Below are 18,340 nucleotides of genomic sequence, written 5' to 3' on the forward strand. Positions count from 1 at the left end.
CTTCAATAATCCCGGCGGGTTGAACAGTGTGCCAGTCACATGCGTCGCTGGCTATCGGCGAACGATCAGATACAGCCCGGCCACCAGCATGATTCCAACCGGCCATGCAGTCAGCGTCAACAGTGGCAGGCCGGCTGCGCTCAACGCCCAGACCTGCACCGCGCCGCCACTCAGCAGTGCCGCGCCCAGCAGGCGCAAGGCCCAGCCATCGCTGGAGCCGAATCGTGGCGGCGGTGGGTCGTTAGCGTGGGGCCGTGACAGGCGCTCCAGCAGGTCACGGGTCATGCCTGCAATATGCGGTAACTGTTCGACCTGGGTCTGCAGGTTCTGAACCAGGGTCTTGGGGCTGACCCGCTCACGCATCCAGCGCTCCAGGAAGGGTTGCGCGGTGGTCCACAGATCCAGGTCCGGATAGAGCTGACGGCCCAGGCCTTCGATATTGAGCAGGGTCTTTTGCAGCAATACAAGTTGCGGCTGGACTTCCATATTGAAGCGGCGTGCAGTCTGGAACAGGCGCATCAGCACCTGGCCGAAGGAAATATCCTTGAGCGGCTTCTCGAAGATCGGTTCGCAAACGGTACGAATCGCGGCCTCGAACTCGTTGAGCTTGGTTTCGGCGGGCACCCAGCCTGAATCGATGTGCAATTGCGCCACCCGGCGATAATCGCGCTTGAAGAAGGCAAACAGGTTGCGGGCCAGATAATCCTGATCCTGTGGCGTCAGGCTGCCGACGATTCCGCAGTCGATGGCGATGTACTGCGGGCGCCACGGATTGACCGTGCTGACGAAAATATTGCCGGGGTGCATGTCGGCATGAAAGAAGCTGTCACGGAACACTTGGGTGAAAAAGATCTCCACACCGCGTTCGGCCAGCAGCTTCATGTCGGTACGCTGATCGGCCAGAGTCGCCAGATCGGTGACCTGAACGCCGTAGATACGCTCCATGACCAGCACTTTCGGGCGGCACCAGTCCCAGTAGACCTGGGGCACATACAGCAGGTCTGAGCCTTCGAAGTTGCGGCGCAACTGGCTGGAGTTGGCGGCTTCGCGCAGCAGGTCCAGTTCGTCGTAGATGGTTTTTTCATAGTCGCTGACCACCTGCACCGGATGCAGCAGCCGTGCATCGGCAGACAGCCGCTCGGCGGTACGGGCCAGGATGAACAGCCAGGCCAGATCCTGGCCGATGATGGGCTTGAGGCCCGGGCGCACGACCTTGACCACCACTTCTTCGCCGCTCTTGAGGCGTGCGGCATGTACCTGGGCCACGGAAGCAGAAGCCAGTGGCGTCACGTCGAAGCGGCTGAAGACCTCGCTGATTCTTGCACCCAATTGCTCTTCGATCAGTTGCACGGCCAGTTGCTGGTCGAACGGCGGGACGCGGTCCTGCAACAGCATCAGCTCGTCGGCAATGTCCTCGGGCAGCAAGTCGCGTCGGGTCGAAAGCAACTGGCCGAACTTGATGAAGATCGGCCCAAGATCCTGAAGCGCCAGGCGCAGGCGTGCGCCACGGTTCAGGTCCGAGGCCTTGCGCGGCAACCAGCGCCACGGCAGCACAAAGCGTACGGCCAGCATCCACCACGGCAGCGGAAGAGCGAAGAGCAGGTCATCGAGGCGATAGCGGATCACGACGCGGTTGATACGAAACAGACGGCGGACGGCAAGCAGCTTCATGCGTTATCGCTGGAATTGAGGGATTGGGCGAGGCGTGCAAAGCGCGCCTCAAGACGTTCCAGATCCATTTTGATCTGATCGAGTTCGGCAAAGCGGGCTTCGGCCTCGTGTTTGCCGACCAGAGTACGCGATTCTTCACTCAGGTAGTCGGCCACATTCTGGCTGAGGCTGGCGAAGTTATCGCGGGTCCAGCGTGCGCGGCTGCGCAGGTGGCCACTGAGCAACGGGCTGGCTACCGGGCCAAGCCAGCGGGAAAGCTCATGCTCCCAGTCCAGCTCCAGGTCTTGCAGGATGCCGACCAGCTCCAGCAAGACGGCGCTGTCACCGTCCAGCTCGACTTCGGGGCCATGCAGCACGGCGGTCTTGTCCTGACTCAACGCCAGACGCAGCAGGCTGGCTGCCGGGGCGCGCAGGATGCAATCGGCATCGGCTGCCCAGTCAGCCGCCAGCAGCAGGCCTTCGTCACTGGGCAGGATGAACAGTTGCAAGGCCGGGTCACGGCAATCGATGGCGATGATCTTGCCTGTCAGTGCGGCAAGACGCGGCGCAGCCGTGCTGTCCAGGCGCAGCACGCGATTGATGCCGTGCTCGACGCTGGCGAGCAGACCCCGGAGCAGCATCAGGGCTTGATACCGCGGTGCAGGGCGACGATGCCGGATGTCATGTTGTGGTAGGTCACCCGGTCAAAACCGGCGTCTACCATCATCGACTTCAGGGTTTCCTGATCCGGGTGCATGCGGATCGACTCTGCCAGATAGCGATAGCTTTCCGAGTCGTTGGTGACCAGCTTGCCCATGAACGGCATGAACGCGAACGAGTAGGCGTCATAGGCTTTGGACATCAGCTTGTTGGTCGGCTTGGAGAACTCCAGCACCAACAGGCGACCGCCGGGCTTGAGCACGCGCAGCATGGAGCGCAGGGCATCTTCCTTGTGCGTCACGTTGCGCAGGCCGAAAGCGATGGTCACGCAATCGAAATGGTTGTCTGGGAACGGCAGCTTCTCGGCGTCGGCCTGTACGAACTCGACATTACCCGAAACGCCCAGGTCCAGCAGGCGATCACGCCCGACCTTGAGCATCGAAGCGTTGATGTCTGCCAGGACCACATGACCGGTCGGGCCGACCAGATTCGAGAACTTGCGGGTCAGGTCGCCCGTGCCGCCCGCGATATCCAGTACCCGGTTGCCCGTGCGAACACCGGAAAGCTCAATGGCGAAGCGCTTCCAGAGCCGGTGCATGCCGCCGGACAGAAGGTCGTTCATCAAGTCGTACTTGGCCGCTACGGAGTGGAAAACCTCAGCGACTTTCTCGGCCTTCTGGCTTTCCGGTACGTTTTTGTAGCCGAAATGAGTGGTGGGTTCGGTATCGCTACCTTTGCGCTGATCGTTCATATCGCTGCCGCCGGAATAGAATGCCGATCATTCTAATCGCCAGGGCTGGCTTTGTCTTGACAAGGCTCATCGTCAGGGCTTTCTTCGGGACGAGCGACTGTTATAGTTGCGCCGCGATTCATTCGACGAAAAAGGAACTCTCCAATGGCGAAAATAACGGTTGAGCGCCCGCACACTCTGGGCCGTGACAAGGCGCGGGAGAGGGCTGAGCAGTTGGTCGAGAAACTGTCTGAGAAATACGGGCTGGCCCATGAGTGGGTCGGCGACACCGTGAAACTCGAAGGCAAGGGCGCCAAAGGCAAGGTTGAAGTTGAAGAGGCACTTATCCGCGTCAGCATCGAACTGAACTTCATCCTGTCGGCCATGAGCGGCTCGATCAAGTCCGAAGTGGAACGTGTGCTGGATAAGGCGCTGGTGGCTTGAGTGCCGGGTGAGAGTTCAAACGCCCTTCGCTAATGAATTCGTTCCTACTTCAGTAGCCACCTAACCTGCGCGGCCATCGGCTGAGTAGGAGCGGATTTATCCGCGAGACGTCATTGAAAGCGATAGATTCTTTTCAGATGCCCTGGCCTTTCGCGAAGGAGACTGTGTTTTCCACACTAGGGTGTGCATTCTAATTTTTCTCCGTACCTTTGAGTCATGCCCCCACAAGGGCGGTTCCTTGAACTTTCGAGAGTGAGGTGCACCATGGCCAAGGCTACCCTGAAGAAAAAAATTGAAGACGAGCAGGCAACAGCGTTTTCCGAAGTGAAACTGTATGCCCGCAAAATCTGGCTGGCTGGCCTGGGCGCTTATGCCAAGGCTAATCAGGAAGGCACCGAGTACGTCAGAGAACTGATCAAGACTGGCGAAAAAGTGGAGAAAGACGCCAAGAAGGCTGTCGATGAAAAGCTTGAAGCGGCCAACAGCGAAATCGATTCGATAAAAGGCGAGGTTTCAGGCGTCAAGGGCCGTGTCGAGGCTCAGTTCGACAAGATCGAAAGCGCCTTTGATCGCCGTGTCGCCAAGGGCTTGAACCGGATCGGCATTCCATCTAAACATGATGTTGAGACACTCTCTGCTAAGCTCGATGAGCTGACGGCATTGCTTGAACGTGTCGGGCCTAAAAAGCTCGAGCGTAATGAGCCCAAAAAGCTCGAACGTATCGAGCCTGAACATTAAGGAGAGCAGGATGGCTGGCAAGAAAAAAGTTGAAAAAGAAGGCAGCTCCTGGATTGGCGAGGTTGAAAAATACTCTCGCCAGATCTGGCTGGCTGGTTTGGGCGCTTACTCCAAGATCAGCAATGACGGCAGTAAGTTATTTGAAACACTGGTAAAAGACGGCGAAAAGGCCGAGAAGCAGACCAAGGTAGAAGCCGAGAAGCAACTCGACAATGCCAAGGATACTGCCAAGGCTGCCAAGTCCCGTGTGGGTGACGTGAAGGATCTCGCGCTGGGCAAATGGAATGAACTCGAAGGCGCGTTCGACAAGCGTCTGAACAGTGCCATTTCGCGCCTCGGTGTGCCGAGCCGTAATGAAGTGCAGGCGTTGCACGGCAAGGTCGATGAACTGACCCGCCAGATCGAGCTGTTGACAGGCGCCAAGGCCAAGCCGGTTGCGTCCCGTTCGACAGCACCTGCCAAAAGCACGGCGAAACCGCTGGTCAAGGCTGCTGCCAAGACTGTGGCGAAAACCGCAGACAAGGTTGCAACCAAAACCGCAGCGGCCAAACCGGCAGTCAAGAAAGCTGCCGCCAAGCCGGTCGATGCTGTGAGCAAGGCTGCATCTTCGACTGCAGACAAGGCCAAATCGGTAGCCAAACCTGCTCCGAAAAAACCTGCTGCCAGGAAGCCGGCTGCAAAACCTGCTGCCAAACCAGCAGCGTCGGCCTCGGCGACACCTGCTGCTTCTCCGGCTGCTGCGCCGTCGACCCCCCCTGCGTCGACGCCAACAACCGGTCAGGCCTGATAACAGGTTGCTGCATCCAGCCCGACCTGTTCGACAGGTCGGGTTTACCTGCTCAAATACTGCATGGCCAGCTCTTCGGCCGCCTGCCTTGATGTCGGTATCAGATGCGGTGTCACGAGCATCATGATCTGATAGACCACCACCCGTACTTCCCCTTCGCGTCCCAGAATGCGCTGATAGTCCAGCGAGAACAGCAGGTTCATGGTGATCTGCTCCACCAGTTGCCCCAGTGCCTGGGTTTCGCTGATCAATTGCCCTTGAGCCTTGAGTCTGGCCAGTAGCGAAGCCAGGGTGCGCTTGAGGGAGTTGAGCAGGTTGCGAATGCCGCGTGCCAGTTTTGGCAGGCGACCGGCCAGGTTGGACAAGTCCTGAAACAGAAAACGGTAGTGCGCCAGACGCTCGACGATCAGGTGCAGGAACAGCCAGTAATCTTCGGCATTGAGTCGCGCATCGGCAGGTGGATCGAGCAACGGTGCCAGTTCGGCCTGGAAACGCTCGAACAATCCCATCACCAACGGCTCCTTGCCATGGAAATGGTAATAGAGATTGCCGGGGCTGATACCCAGTTCGTTGGCGATTTCCAGAGTGGATACATTAGGCTCGCCCTGCTGATTGAACAGTATCAGGGCGCATTCAAGTATGCGGTCGCGGGTTTTCATCCAGTCTTCTTGTTTGGGGTTCAGGGACGCAAAACTGATGGCGTTCGGTTGTTAGCATCGTAGGAGCGAATTTATTCGCGACAGGCCCGTACATCCGAAGAAAATCTATCGCCTCCAATGACGTCTCGCGAATGAATTCGCTCCTGCTTACACCTTCAACGCATATGCACATAGGTTCCCGGCGCGGCTTCCATCGAAGGGTAATTGGCGTTGCCAAGTTCGATCCGGGTTTCGTGCTGGGTGCCGGAGCGTTCCTGAATCCATTTCAGCCAGGTTGGCCACCAACTGCCTTCGTTGTGCTTGGCATCGTAATACCAGGCCCGAGGGTCGCTGCTCAGTTTGTCGTTTTCGACAAAGTTGGCTTTGCGGTTGCCCGGCGGGTTGAGGATGCTTTGCACGTGGCCGCTGTTGGCCAACAGGAAGCGTCGCTCGCCGCCCAGCAGCAGCGTTGATCGATAGACTGAATCCCAAGGCGTGATGTGGTCGTTGATGCCGGCAATGCTGAAGCTGTCCACCGTCACTTTCTGCAGGTCGATGGGCGTGCCGCAGACTTCCAGGCCGCCAGGATGGCTGAGCGGATTGTGTTTGAAGAAGTCCAGCAGGTCGCCATGCAGCGCTGCCGTCAGGCGCGTGGTGTCGTTGTTCCAGTACAGGATGTCGAACGCGGGCGGAGTCTTTCCCAGCAAGTAGTTGTTGATCCAGTAACTCCAGATCAGGTCGTTGGGGCGCATCCAGGCAAAGATCCGGCCCATGTCGCTGCCCTCCAGCACGCCGCGCTGATACGAGCGACGCTTGGCTGCTTCCAGGGCTTCCTCGTCGATGAACAACGTAGCCGGGCTTTCGATCTGGCTGTCCAGCAGGCTGACCATGTAAGTCGCACTGGCGACCCGGCGGATCTGCCGCTTGGCCTGCAAATGGCCTTGCAGGGCTGCGATAGTCAGGCCTCCTGCACAGGCGCCCAGCAGATTGACTTCCCGTGCGCCGGTAATCGCCCGGCAGATGTTCATGGCTTCCTCGGTCGCTTCGACGTAACTGGAGAGTCCCCATTCGCGATGCCGTACATCGGGGTTACGCCAGCTGATAGCGAAGGTTTGCAGGCCATTCTTCAGGGCGTACTGCACAAAGCTGTTGGTGGAGCTCAGGTCGAAGATGTAGAACTTGTTGATCTGTGGCGGGACGATCAGCAAAGGCCGGGAGTACTGTTTTTCGCTCATCGGCTTGTACTGGATCAGCTCGAACATTTCATTGCGAAACACCACGGAGCCTGGAGTGGTGGCGAGCGTACGGCCAATCTCGAAGGCATCCTTGGTGGTCTGACGAGGCAGGCCATTGTTGTGCAGCAGGTCGTCGGCCATATGGCCCAAGCCTTTGAGCACGCTGCTGCCGCCGGAGTTGAAAAGCTCCTTGATGGCCAGCGGGTTGAGCAGTGTATTGGACGGTGACAGCGCATCGTTGATCAGCGAGAACAGAAAGTGCGCCCGTGCCCGGTCGTCCTTGGACAGGTCGCTTTCATCGATCCAGAGTCGAGTCTGGTGCTGCCAGCTCAGGTAAGCCTGCAAGCCACGACGGTACAGCGGGTTCAGGCTCCAGGTCGGGTCCGCGAAGCGGCTGTCGCGCGGGTTGGGGGTATGGGGCATGTCTCCCAGAAGCATCACTTTGCCCAGCTGGCTGCCCAGCGCTAGGGCATGTCGGGCACTGCGCAGTGGATGTTTCCAGCCTTGGGAGGCGACGCTGCGCAGGGTATGAAACAGGTCTCGACCGCGCAGGCCGGTAATAGCGCTTTGTGCATTTATGTAAGTCGCCGGAGTCGTGGCGGCGACCTTCGTTGATTTTTCTCGCATGAGGGCAACACTCCTTCGTCAAGCCATCAACCAGTGGACTGACGCAGCGCCTGTCATGGCAGCATGCGTCGTTCTGCTCCGTGTGACACTCCTGTCGTGGCGCAGTCGGTAAAGCGATTGTCTCGAAGCGTTCCTGCTTCGTTGAGTACGACGTGTCGGATCAGTGCCCTTTGGGTGGCGTGGGCTGTGGATGCATGACAGCGCGTTGGCGCTCCTGCTGCAGGAAACTCATGATGATGGGAGCCACGGCTTCGGCTCGTGTGATCAGAAACAAATGACCGTCATCGATTATGTGTAGCTGGGCATTGGGTATACGCCAGGCCAGCAGGCGCATATTTACCAGTGGTATCAATGGATCGTCGTCGCCGGCCAGGACCAGCGTCGGCTGATGGATCTTGTGCAACCAGTGGACGCTGGTCCAGCCCATGCCGGCGAACAGTTGCCAGTAGTAACCCAGCTTGCCGGACGAACGTACCTTGGCCGCATGATTGGCTGCCAGATGCGGATCGCGCCGGAAGGCACCGCCATAGATTTCCGGCGCAATGCGGATGACATGGGACGGCTGGATATAACGCCGTGGGCTGGCCATCAACCACAACACACGAGGTTTGCCCGGCACCATGATCATGCCGGCCGCCGTCGCCGCCAGCACCAGTTTGCGGCAGCGCTCGGGGTAGTCGTGAGCGAACTGCTGAGCCAGCGCTCCGCCCCATGACACACCAATCGCATTGACCTGGCCGTAATCCAGGTAATCGAGCATGCGCGCCGCCAGCTTCGCCAGCCCCGGAAAACGATAAGGGCGGCTGGGCGTCGAAGAACCACCAACTCCCGGTACATCGAAAGCGATGACTTCCAGATCAGGGTCCAGCGCGTCGACAAACGGAAACACCAACTCAAGGTTGGCGCCGATGCCATTGAAGATCAGCAAGGGCGTCAGATGGCTCTTGCCGGGTCGCACTGCGGTGCGGATGGTATGACCGTCCAGATCGATGGAACGGAAAACAAACGGTTGAGGCATACGCTAAGCCCTGTTGGTTAAACCGCTGGGAAAGCCGTCCTGCGCTTTTACCAGATCGACCGAGGTGCGACGGTCATGTTTGCGCCTGCCTGTTGCCGGTACTTCCGTCCTGGACCCGGCAGCAAGCATTCGCTCTTCTCTATCAGCTTAGCGTTCGTGAACGTATGTACCCGGCGAGGCTTCACTTGGCGGGAATGCCTTGTTACCCAGTGCCGCAGGTGCCTTCTTCAGCTTGCCTGAGCGCTCGGTCTTCCAGGCCTGCCAGTGCAGCCACCACGAATCGGTGTGCTTGGTCCCGTTTTCCTGCCAGACCGAAGGTTCGGCCGGCATTTCCGGATTGGTCATGTAGCGCGCCTTGGGGTTGCCCGGAGGATTCAGGATGCTCTGGATATGGCCGCTGCTGGACAGCACGAACTCGGTCTTGCCACCAAACAGGCGGGCTGACTTGTAGCAGGAAGCCCAGGGCGTGATGTGGTCGTTGGTGCCCGCCAGGCAGAACACGTCGCTGGTGACCTGCTTCAGATCGATCGGCGTGCCGCAGACTTCAAGGGCATTGGGGCGGGTCAGCGGGTTGTTCTTGAACATCTCGATCAGGTCGCCATGGAAGGCGGCGGGCAGGCGAGTGGTGTCGTTGTTCCAGAACAAAATGTCGAACACGGGTGGTTCATTACCCAGCAGGTAATTGTTGACCCAGTAGTTCCAGATCAGGTCGTTGGGGCGCATCCAGGCGAATACCTTGGCCATGTCGCGACCTTCCAGTACGCCAGCCTGATAGGAGTGGCGCTTGGCCGTTTCCAGGGTCTGCTCATCGACGAACAGGGCGACTTCGGTATCCAGCGTGGTGTCCAGCACGCTGACCAGCAACGTCAGGGCATGAACCTTCTGCTCGCCCAGCGCGGCGTAATGCCCCAGCAATGCGGTGCAGGTGATGCCGCCCGAACAGGCGCCGAGCATGTTGATGTCTTTGCTGCCGGTGATGGCAGTCACCACATCCACCGCTTCCTTGAGGGCCTCGATGTAGGTGGACAGGCCCCACTCACGCTGTGCCTTGGTCGGGTTGCGCCAACTGATGATGAAGGTCTGCACGTTACTGCGCAGGCAGAAGCGCGCCAGGCTCTTTTCCGGGCTCAGGTCGAAGACATAGAACTTGTTGATCTGCGGCGGTACGACCAGCAATGGCCGTTCATGGACCTGCTCGGTGATGGGCTTGTACTGGATCAGCTCCAGCACTTCGTTGCGAAACACCACCGAACCCTCGGTGGTCCCCAGGTTCTTGCCGACTTCAAAGGCATCCATGTTGACCTGGCTCGGCATGCCGCCGTTGTGCACCAGATCCTTGGCCAGATGCGCCAGGCCATCGAAAATGCTTTTGCCGCCCGTCTCGAAAAACCGCTTTACCGCCGCCGGGTTGGCGGCCGTGTTGGTCGGAGACATGGCTTCGGTCATCAGGTTGATCACAAAATGACCACGGCTGATGTCTTGAGGTGTCAGGTTGCTGCCGTCGATCCAGTCATGCAGTTCCTTGCGCCAGGCCAGGTAACCCTGCAGATAACGGCGATACAGCGGGTTCTGGCTCCAGGCCGGATCCGCAAAGCGTCTGTCGTCCGCGGCGGGTTGCAGGGCCGACTTGCCGAACATCACGTTCTTGATTTCAACACCCAGGTGGGCGACATGCTTGAGACTGTGGAACGGTTGCTTGATTGCCTGGCGCAGAACCATGCGAGCGGTGGTCAGTAAATCCTTGCGGCGCAAGCCAACCACCGGGTTCAGACCCAAGGTGTGTTCAGAGGCATGCTGCTGCAGGTCATCGTTGTTCTTGCTACTCATCTACGACGCTCCATTGTCCTGAGACGAGTACTGACTTTCCCTGTGAACCAGTGACACAGGCGAGTCGCCAGTACTACTGCTCGTGTGACCGATGATGGCTTGGCTGCCAATTCCCGGGTTTTGTTATGCAAGCTACCGCGAAGGCGCCTGAACAGCTGCGCTTCGTGTGACCACTGCTTTGCATACTGCTTATTCGCGCATCGGAGGGATGCAGGGAATTTACCAAAGTCATTGGTTACGCGAGATTTCAAAAAATCGCAAGCAGCGTCAGTCATTGACCGCTGCGCGGGACATTGAAACAAAACAGATTAGAAAGCGCTTCCTAATACGTCAAACGGCAGGCTAGAGCTTTCCGGAAAAGATTGGCGCTATTGGGGACAGCGGGAAAAACTGACGGGCGTATGCCGTCGTTTTTCTGAGGGTTAGAGCATGAGCCTGATGACTTGCTCGGAAGGGTCGCGGGACTTGCCGGCCTTTTGCAGCTCCAGCAGATAATCCTCCCACAGGGATTCCTGGCGCCTGGACAGTTCGTAGAGATACTCCCAGGTGAACAGACCGCTGTCGTGGCCATCATCGAACGTCAGCTTTAGCGCGTACTGGCCCGCAGGCTCTATCTTGCTCAGGCCTACACCCAGCTTGCCGAATTGCAGGATCGGCTTGCCATGGCCCTGAACCTCGGCAGAAGGCGAATGCACCCGAAGAAACTCCGCAGGCAAATGATAGACCTCATCCGCCCCGTACTTCAGCGTCAGGGTTTTCGAGGCTTTGTGGAGCTGGATGGCGGTGGGGATGGGGGGCATGAAGATAGCCTCAAGCTTTAAGCGGCAAGCTACAAGTGGGGGAGTGACAAGCCTCAAGTGAAAGCAGCTACAAGCTACAAGCATCGGTCAGCTTGCAGCTTGCAGCTCCCAACGTGCAACTCTTACAAAATATACCGCGACAGGTCTTCGTTTTCGGCCAGTTCGCCCAGGTGGCTGTTGACGTAGTCGGCGTCGATCAGGATAGGCGAGGCGTCGGGGCTGCCAGCCAGATCACCGGCGCTGAACGACACTTCTTCAAGCAGACGCTCAAGCAGGGTGTGCAGGCGGCGGGCGCCTATGTTTTCGGTCTTCTCGTTGACCTGCCAGGCAATCTCGGCCAGACGCTTGATACCATCAGGCTGGAACTCGATACCCAGGCCTTCGGTCTTGAGCAGTTCGCGATATTGCTCGGTCAGCGAGGCATGCGGCTCGCTGAGGATGCGCTCGAAGTCCTGAGGCGTCAGGGCCTTGAGTTCGACGCGGATCGGCAGACGGCCTTGCAGCTCAGGTACCAGGTCGCTTGGCTTGCTCAGGTGGAATGCACCTGAAGCGATGAACAGGATGTGGTCGGTCTTGACCATGCCCAGCTTGGTATTCACGGTGCAGCCTTCGATGAGCGGCAGCAGGTCGCGCTGTACGCCTTCACGAGAGACATCGACACCGCCGGAGTTGCCGCGCTTGGCGACCTTGTCGATTTCGTCGATGAACACGATGCCGTGCTGCTCTACAGCTTCCAGCGCCTTGACCTTCAGCTCTTCGTCGTTGACCAGGCGGCTGGCCTCTTCGTCGCGCACCAGCTTGAGCGCTTCCTTGACCTTGAGCTTGCGGCTCTTCTTCTTGCCCTTGCCCATGTTGGCGAACAGGCTTTGCAACTGGTTGGTCATCTCTTCCATGCCCGGCGGCGCGGAAATATCCACACCCACGGTTTCGTTGACCTCGATCTCGATTTCCTTATCGTCCAGCTGACCTTCGCGCAGGCGCTTGCGGAACAACTGACGGGTATTGGAATCGCTGGTCGAAACCGGTTCTTCGCTGAAACCGCTGCGTGCTGGCGGCAGCAGTGCATCGAGGATGCGGTCTTCGGCTGCATCTTCTGCACGATGACGGACCTTGACGATCTCCTGCTCGCGCAGCAGCTTCATGGCGGCGTCGGCCAGATCACGAATGATCGACTCCACGTCACGGCCCACATAGCCCACTTCGGTGAACTTGGTGGCTTCAACCTTCAGGAACGGCGCGTTGGCCAGCTTGGCCAGGCGACGGGCGATTTCGGTCTTGCCGACACCGGTCGGGCCGATCATCAGAATGTTCTTCGGGGTTACTTCGACGCGCAGCTCTTCAGGCAACTGCATCCGGCGCCAGCGATTGCGCAAGGCAATGGCGACGGCGCGCTTGGCATCGTCCTGGCCGATGATATGGCGGTTGAGTTCGTGGACGATTTCGCGGGGAGTCATGGACATGGTAATTGATGGTCCTCAGGCAGAAAGAAGTCGGCTAGGCAGCGGCTTATTCAGCGAGGTCCTGCTCCTCAATGGTGATGTTGTGGTTGGTGAACACGCAAATATCGCCAGCGATGTGCAATGCAGTCTCGGTGATTTCGCGGGCCGACAGATCGGTCTTGAGCAGCAGCGCACGGGCAGCAGCCTGGGCGAACGCGCCACCCGAACCCATGGCGATCAGGCCGTCTTCAGGCTCCACGACATCGCCGTTACCGGTGATGATCAGCGAAGCGTCCTTGTTGGCGACGGCCAGCATGGCTTCCAGGCGGCTGAGGGAGCGATCGGTACGCCAGTCCTTGGCCAGTTCGACAGCGGCGCGTACCAGATGGCCCTGATGCTTTTCCAGCTGACCCTCGAAACGCTCGAAGAGCGTGAAGGCGTCAGCCGTGGCTCCGGCGAAACCGGCGATCACTTCACCGTGATACAGGCGGCGTACTTTCTTCGCGTTGCCTTTCATGACGGTGTTGCCCAGGGAAACCTGGCCGTCGCCAGCCATGACGACTTTGCCGTGGCGGCGCACTGAAACGATGGTGGTCAAGGGGAGAGTCTCCACGCAGCGGGGCGAAAATGCCCTGATGCAGACTCATATGGGGGTGGGGTTGGGTATTTCAACCGCGAGGGGATAATCCACGTGTGCTGACTGTGTGGGAGCGAATTCATTCGCGAAAGGTCCGAAATACCGATCTTCGCGAATGAATTCGCACCTACGCCTTATTGCTTGCTGCGCTGCTGCAACAACAGGTTACTAAATCCACCGCTCGCCAATTGCTTCTGGGCGGTGGTGAGTTGTTCGCGGTTGCTGAACGGGCCGACCAGCACTCGGTACCAGGTTTCTTCCTTGACCGTACCGGACTCCACTGTCGAGGTCTGGCCGAGCAGGATGATCTGCGCGCGAACCTTGTCGGCATCTTCTTTTTTGCGGAACGAGCCCGCCTGCAGGAAGAACTGAGTCACTGGCGCCGGTTTCGCGGTCGCTACAGGCGGTGCCGGTGGCGGTGTCAGGCCGCTGAGGGCCGCCTGGGCGCGTGCGGTGTCGATCTTCGCCGCCTGCTCAGGCGACACGGGGGCAATCGGGGTCACGGGCGGTGGTGTCTTTTCCGGTACCGCTTCGTTCGGCACGATCACTTCCGATTCCGGCAGCAGCGTGTAGAAGTCGTACTTCGGCTTGACCGGTGCCGTCGGGCTCGGTGGCGTCTTGTTCGCTTCGGCGATTTTTGCTGCCTTGGCCTCGGCCTTGGCGCGTTTTACGTCTTCACCGCCGGGTTCGAGCTTCATCAGAAAGACGATGAATGCACCCACGGTCAAGCCAATCGCCAGCCATAACCATCCTGGAATCGGCTTCTTCGCGGGTGCCTGATAACGGCTGGCGCCCCGCTTGGGAGCCGGTTTCTTCTTCGCAACTGCCAACTTACATACGCTCCAGAGTTTCCAGACCCAATAGATCCAGGCCTTGCTTGAGAGTGCGACCGGTCAACGCTGCAAGACGCAGACGGCTCTGTTGCTGATCGGGATTTTCCGCACCAAGGATCGGGCAGTTTTCATAGAAGCTGGAAAACAGACCCGCAAGGTCATACAGGTAAGCACAAAGAACGTGAGGCGTGCCTTTTTCTGCAACATTGTTCAGGGTTTCGGTGAACTGAGCCAGGCGTGCAGCCAGCTCCTGTTCCTGAGGCGCCTGCAGAACGATCTGGCCTTGAGTGGCATCGAACGGCGTGCCCAGCTTGCGGAACACACCGGATACGCGGGTGTAGGCATAGAGCAGATACGGCGCGGTGTTGCCCTCGAAACTCAGCATCTGATCGAAGTTGAAGCTGTAATCGCTGGTGCGATGCTTGGACAGGTCGGCGTATTTCACCGCGCTGATGCCCACGGCCTTGGCGATAGTGCGTAGCTCGCTTTCGGCGACCTCCGGGTTTTTCTCTTTCACCAGCGCATAGGCGCGCTCTTCGGCTTCGTCGAGCAGGTCGATCAGTTTGACGGTGCCGCCATCGCGGGTCTTGAACGGGCGGCCATCGGCGCCGTTCATGGTGCCGAAGCCCATGTGCTCCAGCTGCATGCCTTCATGAACGAAACCGGCGCGACGGGCGACTTCAAACACCTGCTGGAAGTGCAGGGCCTGACGCTGGTCCACGAAATACAGAACGCGGTCGGCTTTGAGGGTCTTGCTGCGATAGCGGATGGCAGCCAGGTCGGTGGTCGCATACAGGTAGCCGCCACCGGCCTTTTGTACGATAACCGGCAGCGGGGTGTCTTCGGCGGTGCGGAACTCTTCGAGGAAGACGCACTGGGCGCCGTTGCTTTCCACCAGCAGGCCGGAAGCTTTCAGGTCACTGACGACATTGGCCAGATCGTCGTTGTAGGCGCTTTCGCCCTTGACGTCAGCGGGTGTCAGTTTGACGTTGAGGCGTTCGTAGGTCTTCTGGCAGTGGGACAGCGAGATTTCATTGAATCGCGTCCACAGGGCCAGACATTCGGTGTCGCCCGCCTGCAACTTGACCACCAGACCGCGAGCGCGCTCGGCGAACTCTTCGGATTCGTCGAAGCGTTGCTTGGCGGCACGGTAGAAGTTTTCCAGGTCCGACAGCTCGTCGCTGGTGGCCGGTTTTTCCTGGAGGTAGGCCAGCAGCATGCCGAACTGAGTGCCCCAGTCGCCCACGTGGTTCTGGCGAATCACGGTATCGCCCAGGAACTCCAGGACATTGGCCACGCCGTCGCCGATGATGGTCGAACGCAAGTGGCCAACGTGCATTTCCTTGGCCAGGTTCGGCGCCGACAGGTCGACGACCACGCGCTGGGCTGCGCCAGCCTTGCGGACCGACAACTGCGGATCGGCCAGTGCGGCATCCAGGCGCGCAGCCAGTGCCTGAGTGTTCTGGAAGAAGTTCAGAAAGCCCGGGCCTGCGATTTCGACCTTGCTGACCTGCTCGTCGGCAGGCAGTGCGGCGATCAGTTTTTCAGCCAGATCACGGGGTTTCATGCCAGCCGGCTTGGCGAGCATCATCGCGATATTGCTGGCGAAGTCGCCGTGGGTCTTGTCGCGGGCGTTTTCCACCTGAATCGCCGGCGTCAGCCCTTCTGGCAAGACGCCCTCGGTGACGAGACGGGTCAGGGCTTGTTGAATCAGCTGGCGAATGGTGTCTTTCATGATGCTCTCTTCAACCGCAAGCGCGGTGGCGCCGGGATGCGCGGGTGGAAAAACTGGGCATTATCCGTTGCTGGAGCCACCTTGCCAACCTTTTAGGCCTGATGTGCGCGGGGTGGGCTTCGCGAATGAATTCGTTCCTGCCGGCTTGCGAAATGCACCCACAGCCGTAGGAACGAACTCATTCGCGAAAAAGTACGCCTCTCAATAAAGATCCACCGGGTCCACATCCAGCGACCAGCGCACCTGCCTGCCGCTGGGCATTTGTTCCAGCATCAACAGCCAGGTGCTGAGCATGCGATGCAGCGGCGCGCGGGCGTTTGCCTGGACCAGCAGTTGCGCCCGGTAGCGTCCGGCGCGTCGCTCCATGGGAGCAGGGACTGGCCCCAGTAGTTCAACGCCGCTCAGATTCATTTGGGCCAGCAACTGCTCGGCTTCGGCGCAGGCCTGATCGAGGAATTCCTCTGCCTGCCCCGGCTTGTGGGCTTCAGCGCGCAGCAGGGCCAGATGCGAGAAGGGCGGCAAGCCGGCAGCGCGTCGCTCGCTCAGGGCCTGTTCGGCAAAGGCGAAGTAGCCTTGCTCGGTCAACTGGATCAGCAGTGGATGATCGGCCAGATGGGTCTGGATAATCACTTTGCCCGGCTCTTCGGCGCGCCCGGCACGTCCGGCTACCTGCACGATCAACTGCGCCATGCGCTCACTGGCGCGGAAATCGCCGGAAAACAGCCCGCCATCGGCGTCCAGAATCGAAACCAGCGTCACTCTAGGGAAGTGATGGCCTTTGGCGAGCATTTGCGTGCCCACCAGAATGCAGGGCTGCCCGCGCTGAATGGTGGCGAATAACTGATTCATCGCGTCCTTGCGCGACGTGCTGTCGCGGTCGACGCGCAATACCGGGAAGTCCGGGAACAGAATTGCCAGCCGCTCCTCGGCCCGTTCGGTGCCTGCGCCCACGGGCCGCAGATCCACCTTGCCGCACGAAGGGCACTGGCGCGGTACACGCTCCACATGCCCGCAATGGTGGCAGCGCAGCTCGCCGGAACGCTGATGGACAGTCATGCGTGCATCGCAGCGCTGGCAGCCCGACAGCCAGCCGCAATCGTGGCACAGCAAGGTTGGCGCAAAGCCGCGACGGTTGAGGAAAACCAGCACTTGCTGGCCCGCCGCGAGGGTCTGGCCGATGGCTTGCTGCATCGGCCCGGAAATGCCGCTGTCCAGTGGGCGGCTTTTCACGTCCAGACGCAGAAAGCGTGGCTGTTGCGCGCCGCCAGCCCGCTGGTTCAGGCGCAGCAGGCCATAACGACCGGTATAGGCGTTGTGCAGGCTTTCCAGTGAAGGCGTGGCCGAGCCCAGTACAATCGGGATGTTTTCCTGTCGCGCACGGACCAGCGCCAGATCCCGGGCGTGATAGCGCAGGCCTTCCTGCTGTTTATAGGAGCCGTCGTGTTCTTCGTCGATGATGATCAGCCCCGGATTTTTCATCGGGGTGAACAGCGCCGAACGGGTGCCGATGATGATGTCGGCCTCGCCATCCCGGGCCGCCAGCCAGGCGTCCAGTCGTTCGCGGTCATTGACGGCCGAGTGCAACAGGGCGATCCGGGCATTGAAGCGTTGCTCGAAGCGCGCCAGAGTCTGTGGCCCGAGATTGATTTCCGGGATCAGCACCAGCGCCTGTTTGCCGGCCTCCAGGGTTTCGCGGATCAACTGCAGATAGACTTCGGTCTTGCCGCTGCCGGTAACGCCCGCCAGCAGGAAGGCATGAAAACTGCCGAAACCGGCACGAATCGCTTCGCTGGCAGCGCGCTGTTCGCTGTTGAGCGGCAGTTCCGGCTGCGCCAGCCAGTGTTCATGGCGCGCAGCAGGGGCATGGCTGCGCACTTCGACTTCTACCAGCCCTTTGGCCAGCAGCAGATTGAGGCTTTCCTTGTTAAGCATCAGTTTGCTGAGCAACTGATGCGCCACGCCATGGGGGTGCTGCGCCAGTGTGGTCAGGGCTTCGCGCTGCTTGGGTGCGCGGGCGATGCGCGGGTCGTCGACACTTGCGCCGGGTGTAACGTGCCAGAAGCGTTCCTGGCGTGTTTCGGCCAGTTCGCCCTGGCGCAACAGAACCGGCAGCGCCCAGCTCAGGGTGTCGCCCAGGCTGTGCTGATAATACTGGGACGTCCACAGGCACAGCTTGAACAGTGACGCAGGCATGGGTGTCTGACTGTCGAGCAGTGCGATGGCTGGCTTGAGTTTTTCGTCGGGGACTTCGCTGTGATCGACCACTTCCACCAGAATGCCGATCATTTCCCGTCGGCCGAACGGCACCCGCAGACGCATGCCGGGCTGCAAGGCGCTGCGCGAGACTCCGGCGGGTGCGCGGTAGTCGAACAGGCGGCGAAGCGGCGAGGGCAGGGCCAGGCGCAGGATGGCGTTTGGCAAGCGATGCTTCCTGTGGTGGATGAGGAAAGAGGGGCGATCTTAGCAGACGACCGGTTTAAAGGTTCGCTTGCGTCAGACGGATTGTCTGGTAATATCCGCCGCCTAATTGCGTGCGGTATTC

General features: G+C 59.6%; 16 protein-coding genes. 3 read left to right on the forward strand and 13 right to left on the reverse strand.

Annotation, left to right across the window (positions count from 1 at the left end; all coding sequences use genetic code 11):
- Positions 1 to 51: 51 nt before the first annotated feature.
- The 3 genes from ubiB to ubiE are packed head-to-tail and all read right to left on the reverse strand — an operon-like array spanning position 52 to position 3,061.
- Positions 52 to 1,671, reverse strand: a complete 1,620-nt coding sequence (gene ubiB / locus CKW23_RS23460; RefSeq protein ID WP_025262312.1) for a ubiquinone biosynthesis regulatory protein kinase UbiB — start codon at positions 1,669 to 1,671, stop codon at positions 52 to 54.
- Entirely contained in the window at positions 1,668 to 2,291 is a 624-nt protein-coding gene (locus CKW23_RS23465) for an SCP2 domain-containing protein (protein ID WP_025262311.1), read from the reverse strand. The genes ubiB and CKW23_RS23465 overlap by 4 nt, the downstream gene beginning before the upstream one ends.
- Positions 2,291 to 3,061, reverse strand: coding sequence for a bifunctional demethylmenaquinone methyltransferase/2-methoxy-6-polyprenyl-1,4-benzoquinol methylase UbiE (gene ubiE, locus CKW23_RS23470; RefSeq protein WP_025262310.1), 771 nt, complete (start codon positions 3,059 to 3,061; stop codon positions 2,291 to 2,293). The genes CKW23_RS23465 and ubiE overlap by 1 nt, the downstream gene beginning before the upstream one ends.
- A 144-nt stretch (positions 3,062 to 3,205) precedes the next feature.
- On the opposite strand from ubiE, the gene CKW23_RS23475 reads away from it, so the two are divergent.
- The 3 genes from CKW23_RS23475 (at position 3,206) to CKW23_RS23485 (ending at position 5,009) form a co-directional block, all read left to right on the forward strand.
- Positions 3,206 to 3,484 carry a polyhydroxyalkanoic acid system family protein gene (locus CKW23_RS23475; protein WP_025262309.1) on the forward strand — a complete coding sequence of 93 codons (279 nt, stop codon included), beginning with the start codon at positions 3,206 to 3,208 and terminating at the stop codon, positions 3,482 to 3,484.
- A 264-nt stretch (positions 3,485 to 3,748) separates the two neighbouring features.
- On the forward strand, positions 3,749 to 4,222 hold the full coding sequence (locus CKW23_RS23480; protein WP_025262308.1) for a phasin family protein: 474 nt from the start codon (positions 3,749 to 3,751) through the stop codon (positions 4,220 to 4,222).
- A gap of 10 nt (positions 4,223 to 4,232) precedes the next feature.
- A complete protein-coding gene (locus CKW23_RS23485; protein WP_025262307.1) occupies positions 4,233 to 5,009 on the forward strand; it encodes a phasin family protein in 777 nt (258 codons plus the stop codon).
- Positions 5,010 to 5,053: 44 nt separating this feature from the next.
- On the opposite strand, the gene CKW23_RS23490 is transcribed toward CKW23_RS23485, so the two are convergent.
- From CKW23_RS23490 to CKW23_RS23535, 10 genes are all read right to left on the reverse strand, one after another.
- Positions 5,054 to 5,668: a TetR/AcrR family transcriptional regulator gene (locus CKW23_RS23490; RefSeq protein ID WP_025262306.1), complete on the reverse strand. Its 615-nt coding sequence runs from the start codon at positions 5,666 to 5,668 to the stop codon at positions 5,054 to 5,056.
- Positions 5,669 to 5,823: 155 nt separating this feature from the next.
- Positions 5,824 to 7,509: a class II poly(R)-hydroxyalkanoic acid synthase gene (phaC, locus tag CKW23_RS23495; RefSeq protein ID WP_095068437.1), complete on the reverse strand. Its 1,686-nt coding sequence runs from the start codon at positions 7,507 to 7,509 to the stop codon at positions 5,824 to 5,826.
- Between the two features lie 160 nt (positions 7,510 to 7,669).
- Positions 7,670 to 8,527, reverse strand: a complete 858-nt coding sequence (phaZ, locus tag CKW23_RS23500; RefSeq protein ID WP_025262304.1) for a poly(3-hydroxyalkanoate) depolymerase — start codon at positions 8,525 to 8,527, stop codon at positions 7,670 to 7,672.
- Between the two features lie 147 nt (positions 8,528 to 8,674).
- Positions 8,675 to 10,354: a class II poly(R)-hydroxyalkanoic acid synthase gene (gene phaC / locus CKW23_RS23505; RefSeq protein WP_025262303.1), complete on the reverse strand. Its 1,680-nt coding sequence runs from the start codon at positions 10,352 to 10,354 to the stop codon at positions 8,675 to 8,677.
- Between the two features lie 422 nt (positions 10,355 to 10,776).
- Positions 10,777 to 11,154, reverse strand: coding sequence for a gamma-butyrobetaine hydroxylase-like domain-containing protein (locus CKW23_RS23510; protein WP_038400088.1), 378 nt, complete (start codon positions 11,152 to 11,154; stop codon positions 10,777 to 10,779).
- 122 nt (positions 11,155 to 11,276) lie between these two features.
- The gene (gene hslU / locus CKW23_RS23515; protein ID WP_025262301.1) at positions 11,277 to 12,614 is read right to left on the reverse strand and encodes an ATP-dependent protease ATPase subunit HslU; all 1,338 of its coding nucleotides are present in this window, start codon (positions 12,612 to 12,614) and stop codon (positions 11,277 to 11,279) included.
- Between the two features lie 46 nt (positions 12,615 to 12,660).
- Positions 12,661 to 13,191, reverse strand: a complete 531-nt coding sequence (gene hslV, locus CKW23_RS23520; protein ID WP_025262300.1) for an ATP-dependent protease subunit HslV — start codon at positions 13,189 to 13,191, stop codon at positions 12,661 to 12,663.
- A 173-nt stretch (positions 13,192 to 13,364) separates the two neighbouring features.
- Positions 13,365 to 14,060 (reverse strand): SPOR domain-containing protein, encoded by a 696-nt coding sequence (locus CKW23_RS23525; protein ID WP_025262299.1) that lies wholly within the window; start codon positions 14,058 to 14,060, stop codon positions 13,365 to 13,367.
- A gap of 1 nt (position 14,061) precedes the next feature.
- Entirely contained in the window at positions 14,062 to 15,798 is a 1,737-nt protein-coding gene (gene argS, locus CKW23_RS23530; protein WP_095068439.1) for an arginine--tRNA ligase, read from the reverse strand.
- A 201-nt stretch (positions 15,799 to 15,999) separates the two neighbouring features.
- Positions 16,000 to 18,219 carry a primosomal protein N' gene (locus CKW23_RS23535; protein WP_025262297.1) on the reverse strand — a complete coding sequence of 740 codons (2,220 nt, stop codon included), beginning with the start codon at positions 18,217 to 18,219 and terminating at the stop codon, positions 16,000 to 16,002.
- Positions 18,220 to 18,340: the final 121 nt, after the last annotated feature.

The sequence above is a fragment of the Pseudomonas sp. Irchel 3A18 genome, assembly GCF_900187465.1.
Taxonomy (GTDB): domain Bacteria; phylum Pseudomonadota; class Gammaproteobacteria; order Pseudomonadales; family Pseudomonadaceae; genus Aquipseudomonas; species Aquipseudomonas cichorii.

Excerpts from the sequence above, each read along its gene's own strand:
- ubiB (WP_025262312.1), bottom strand. The coding sequence starts at position 1,671 with ATGAAGCTGCTTGCCGTCCGCCGTCTGTTTCGTATCAACCGCGTCGTG.
- CKW23_RS23465 (WP_025262311.1), bottom strand. The coding sequence starts at position 2,291 with ATGCTGCTCCGGGGTCTGCTCGCCAGCGTCGAGCACGGCATCAATCGC.
- ubiE (WP_025262310.1), bottom strand. The coding sequence starts at position 3,061 with ATGAACGATCAGCGCAAAGGTAGCGATACCGAACCCACCACTCATTTC.
- CKW23_RS23475 (WP_025262309.1), top strand. The coding sequence starts at position 3,206 with ATGGCGAAAATAACGGTTGAGCGCCCGCACACTCTGGGCCGTGACAAG.
- CKW23_RS23480 (WP_025262308.1), top strand. The coding sequence starts at position 3,749 with ATGGCCAAGGCTACCCTGAAGAAAAAAATTGAAGACGAGCAGGCAACA.
- CKW23_RS23485 (WP_025262307.1), top strand. The coding sequence starts at position 4,233 with ATGGCTGGCAAGAAAAAAGTTGAAAAAGAAGGCAGCTCCTGGATTGGC.
- CKW23_RS23490 (WP_025262306.1), bottom strand. The coding sequence starts at position 5,668 with ATGAAAACCCGCGACCGCATACTTGAATGCGCCCTGATACTGTTCAAT.
- phaC (WP_095068437.1), bottom strand. The coding sequence starts at position 7,509 with ATGCGAGAAAAATCAACGAAGGTCGCCGCCACGACTCCGGCGACTTAC.
- phaZ (WP_025262304.1), bottom strand. The coding sequence starts at position 8,527 with ATGCCTCAACCGTTTGTTTTCCGTTCCATCGATCTGGACGGTCATACC.
- phaC (WP_025262303.1), bottom strand. The coding sequence starts at position 10,354 with ATGAGTAGCAAGAACAACGATGACCTGCAGCAGCATGCCTCTGAACAC.
- CKW23_RS23510 (WP_038400088.1), bottom strand. The coding sequence starts at position 11,154 with ATGCCCCCCATCCCCACCGCCATCCAGCTCCACAAAGCCTCGAAAACC.
- hslU (WP_025262301.1), bottom strand. The coding sequence starts at position 12,614 with ATGTCCATGACTCCCCGCGAAATCGTCCACGAACTCAACCGCCATATC.
- argS (WP_095068439.1), bottom strand. The coding sequence starts at position 15,798 with ATGAAAGACACCATTCGCCAGCTGATTCAACAAGCCCTGACCCGTCTC.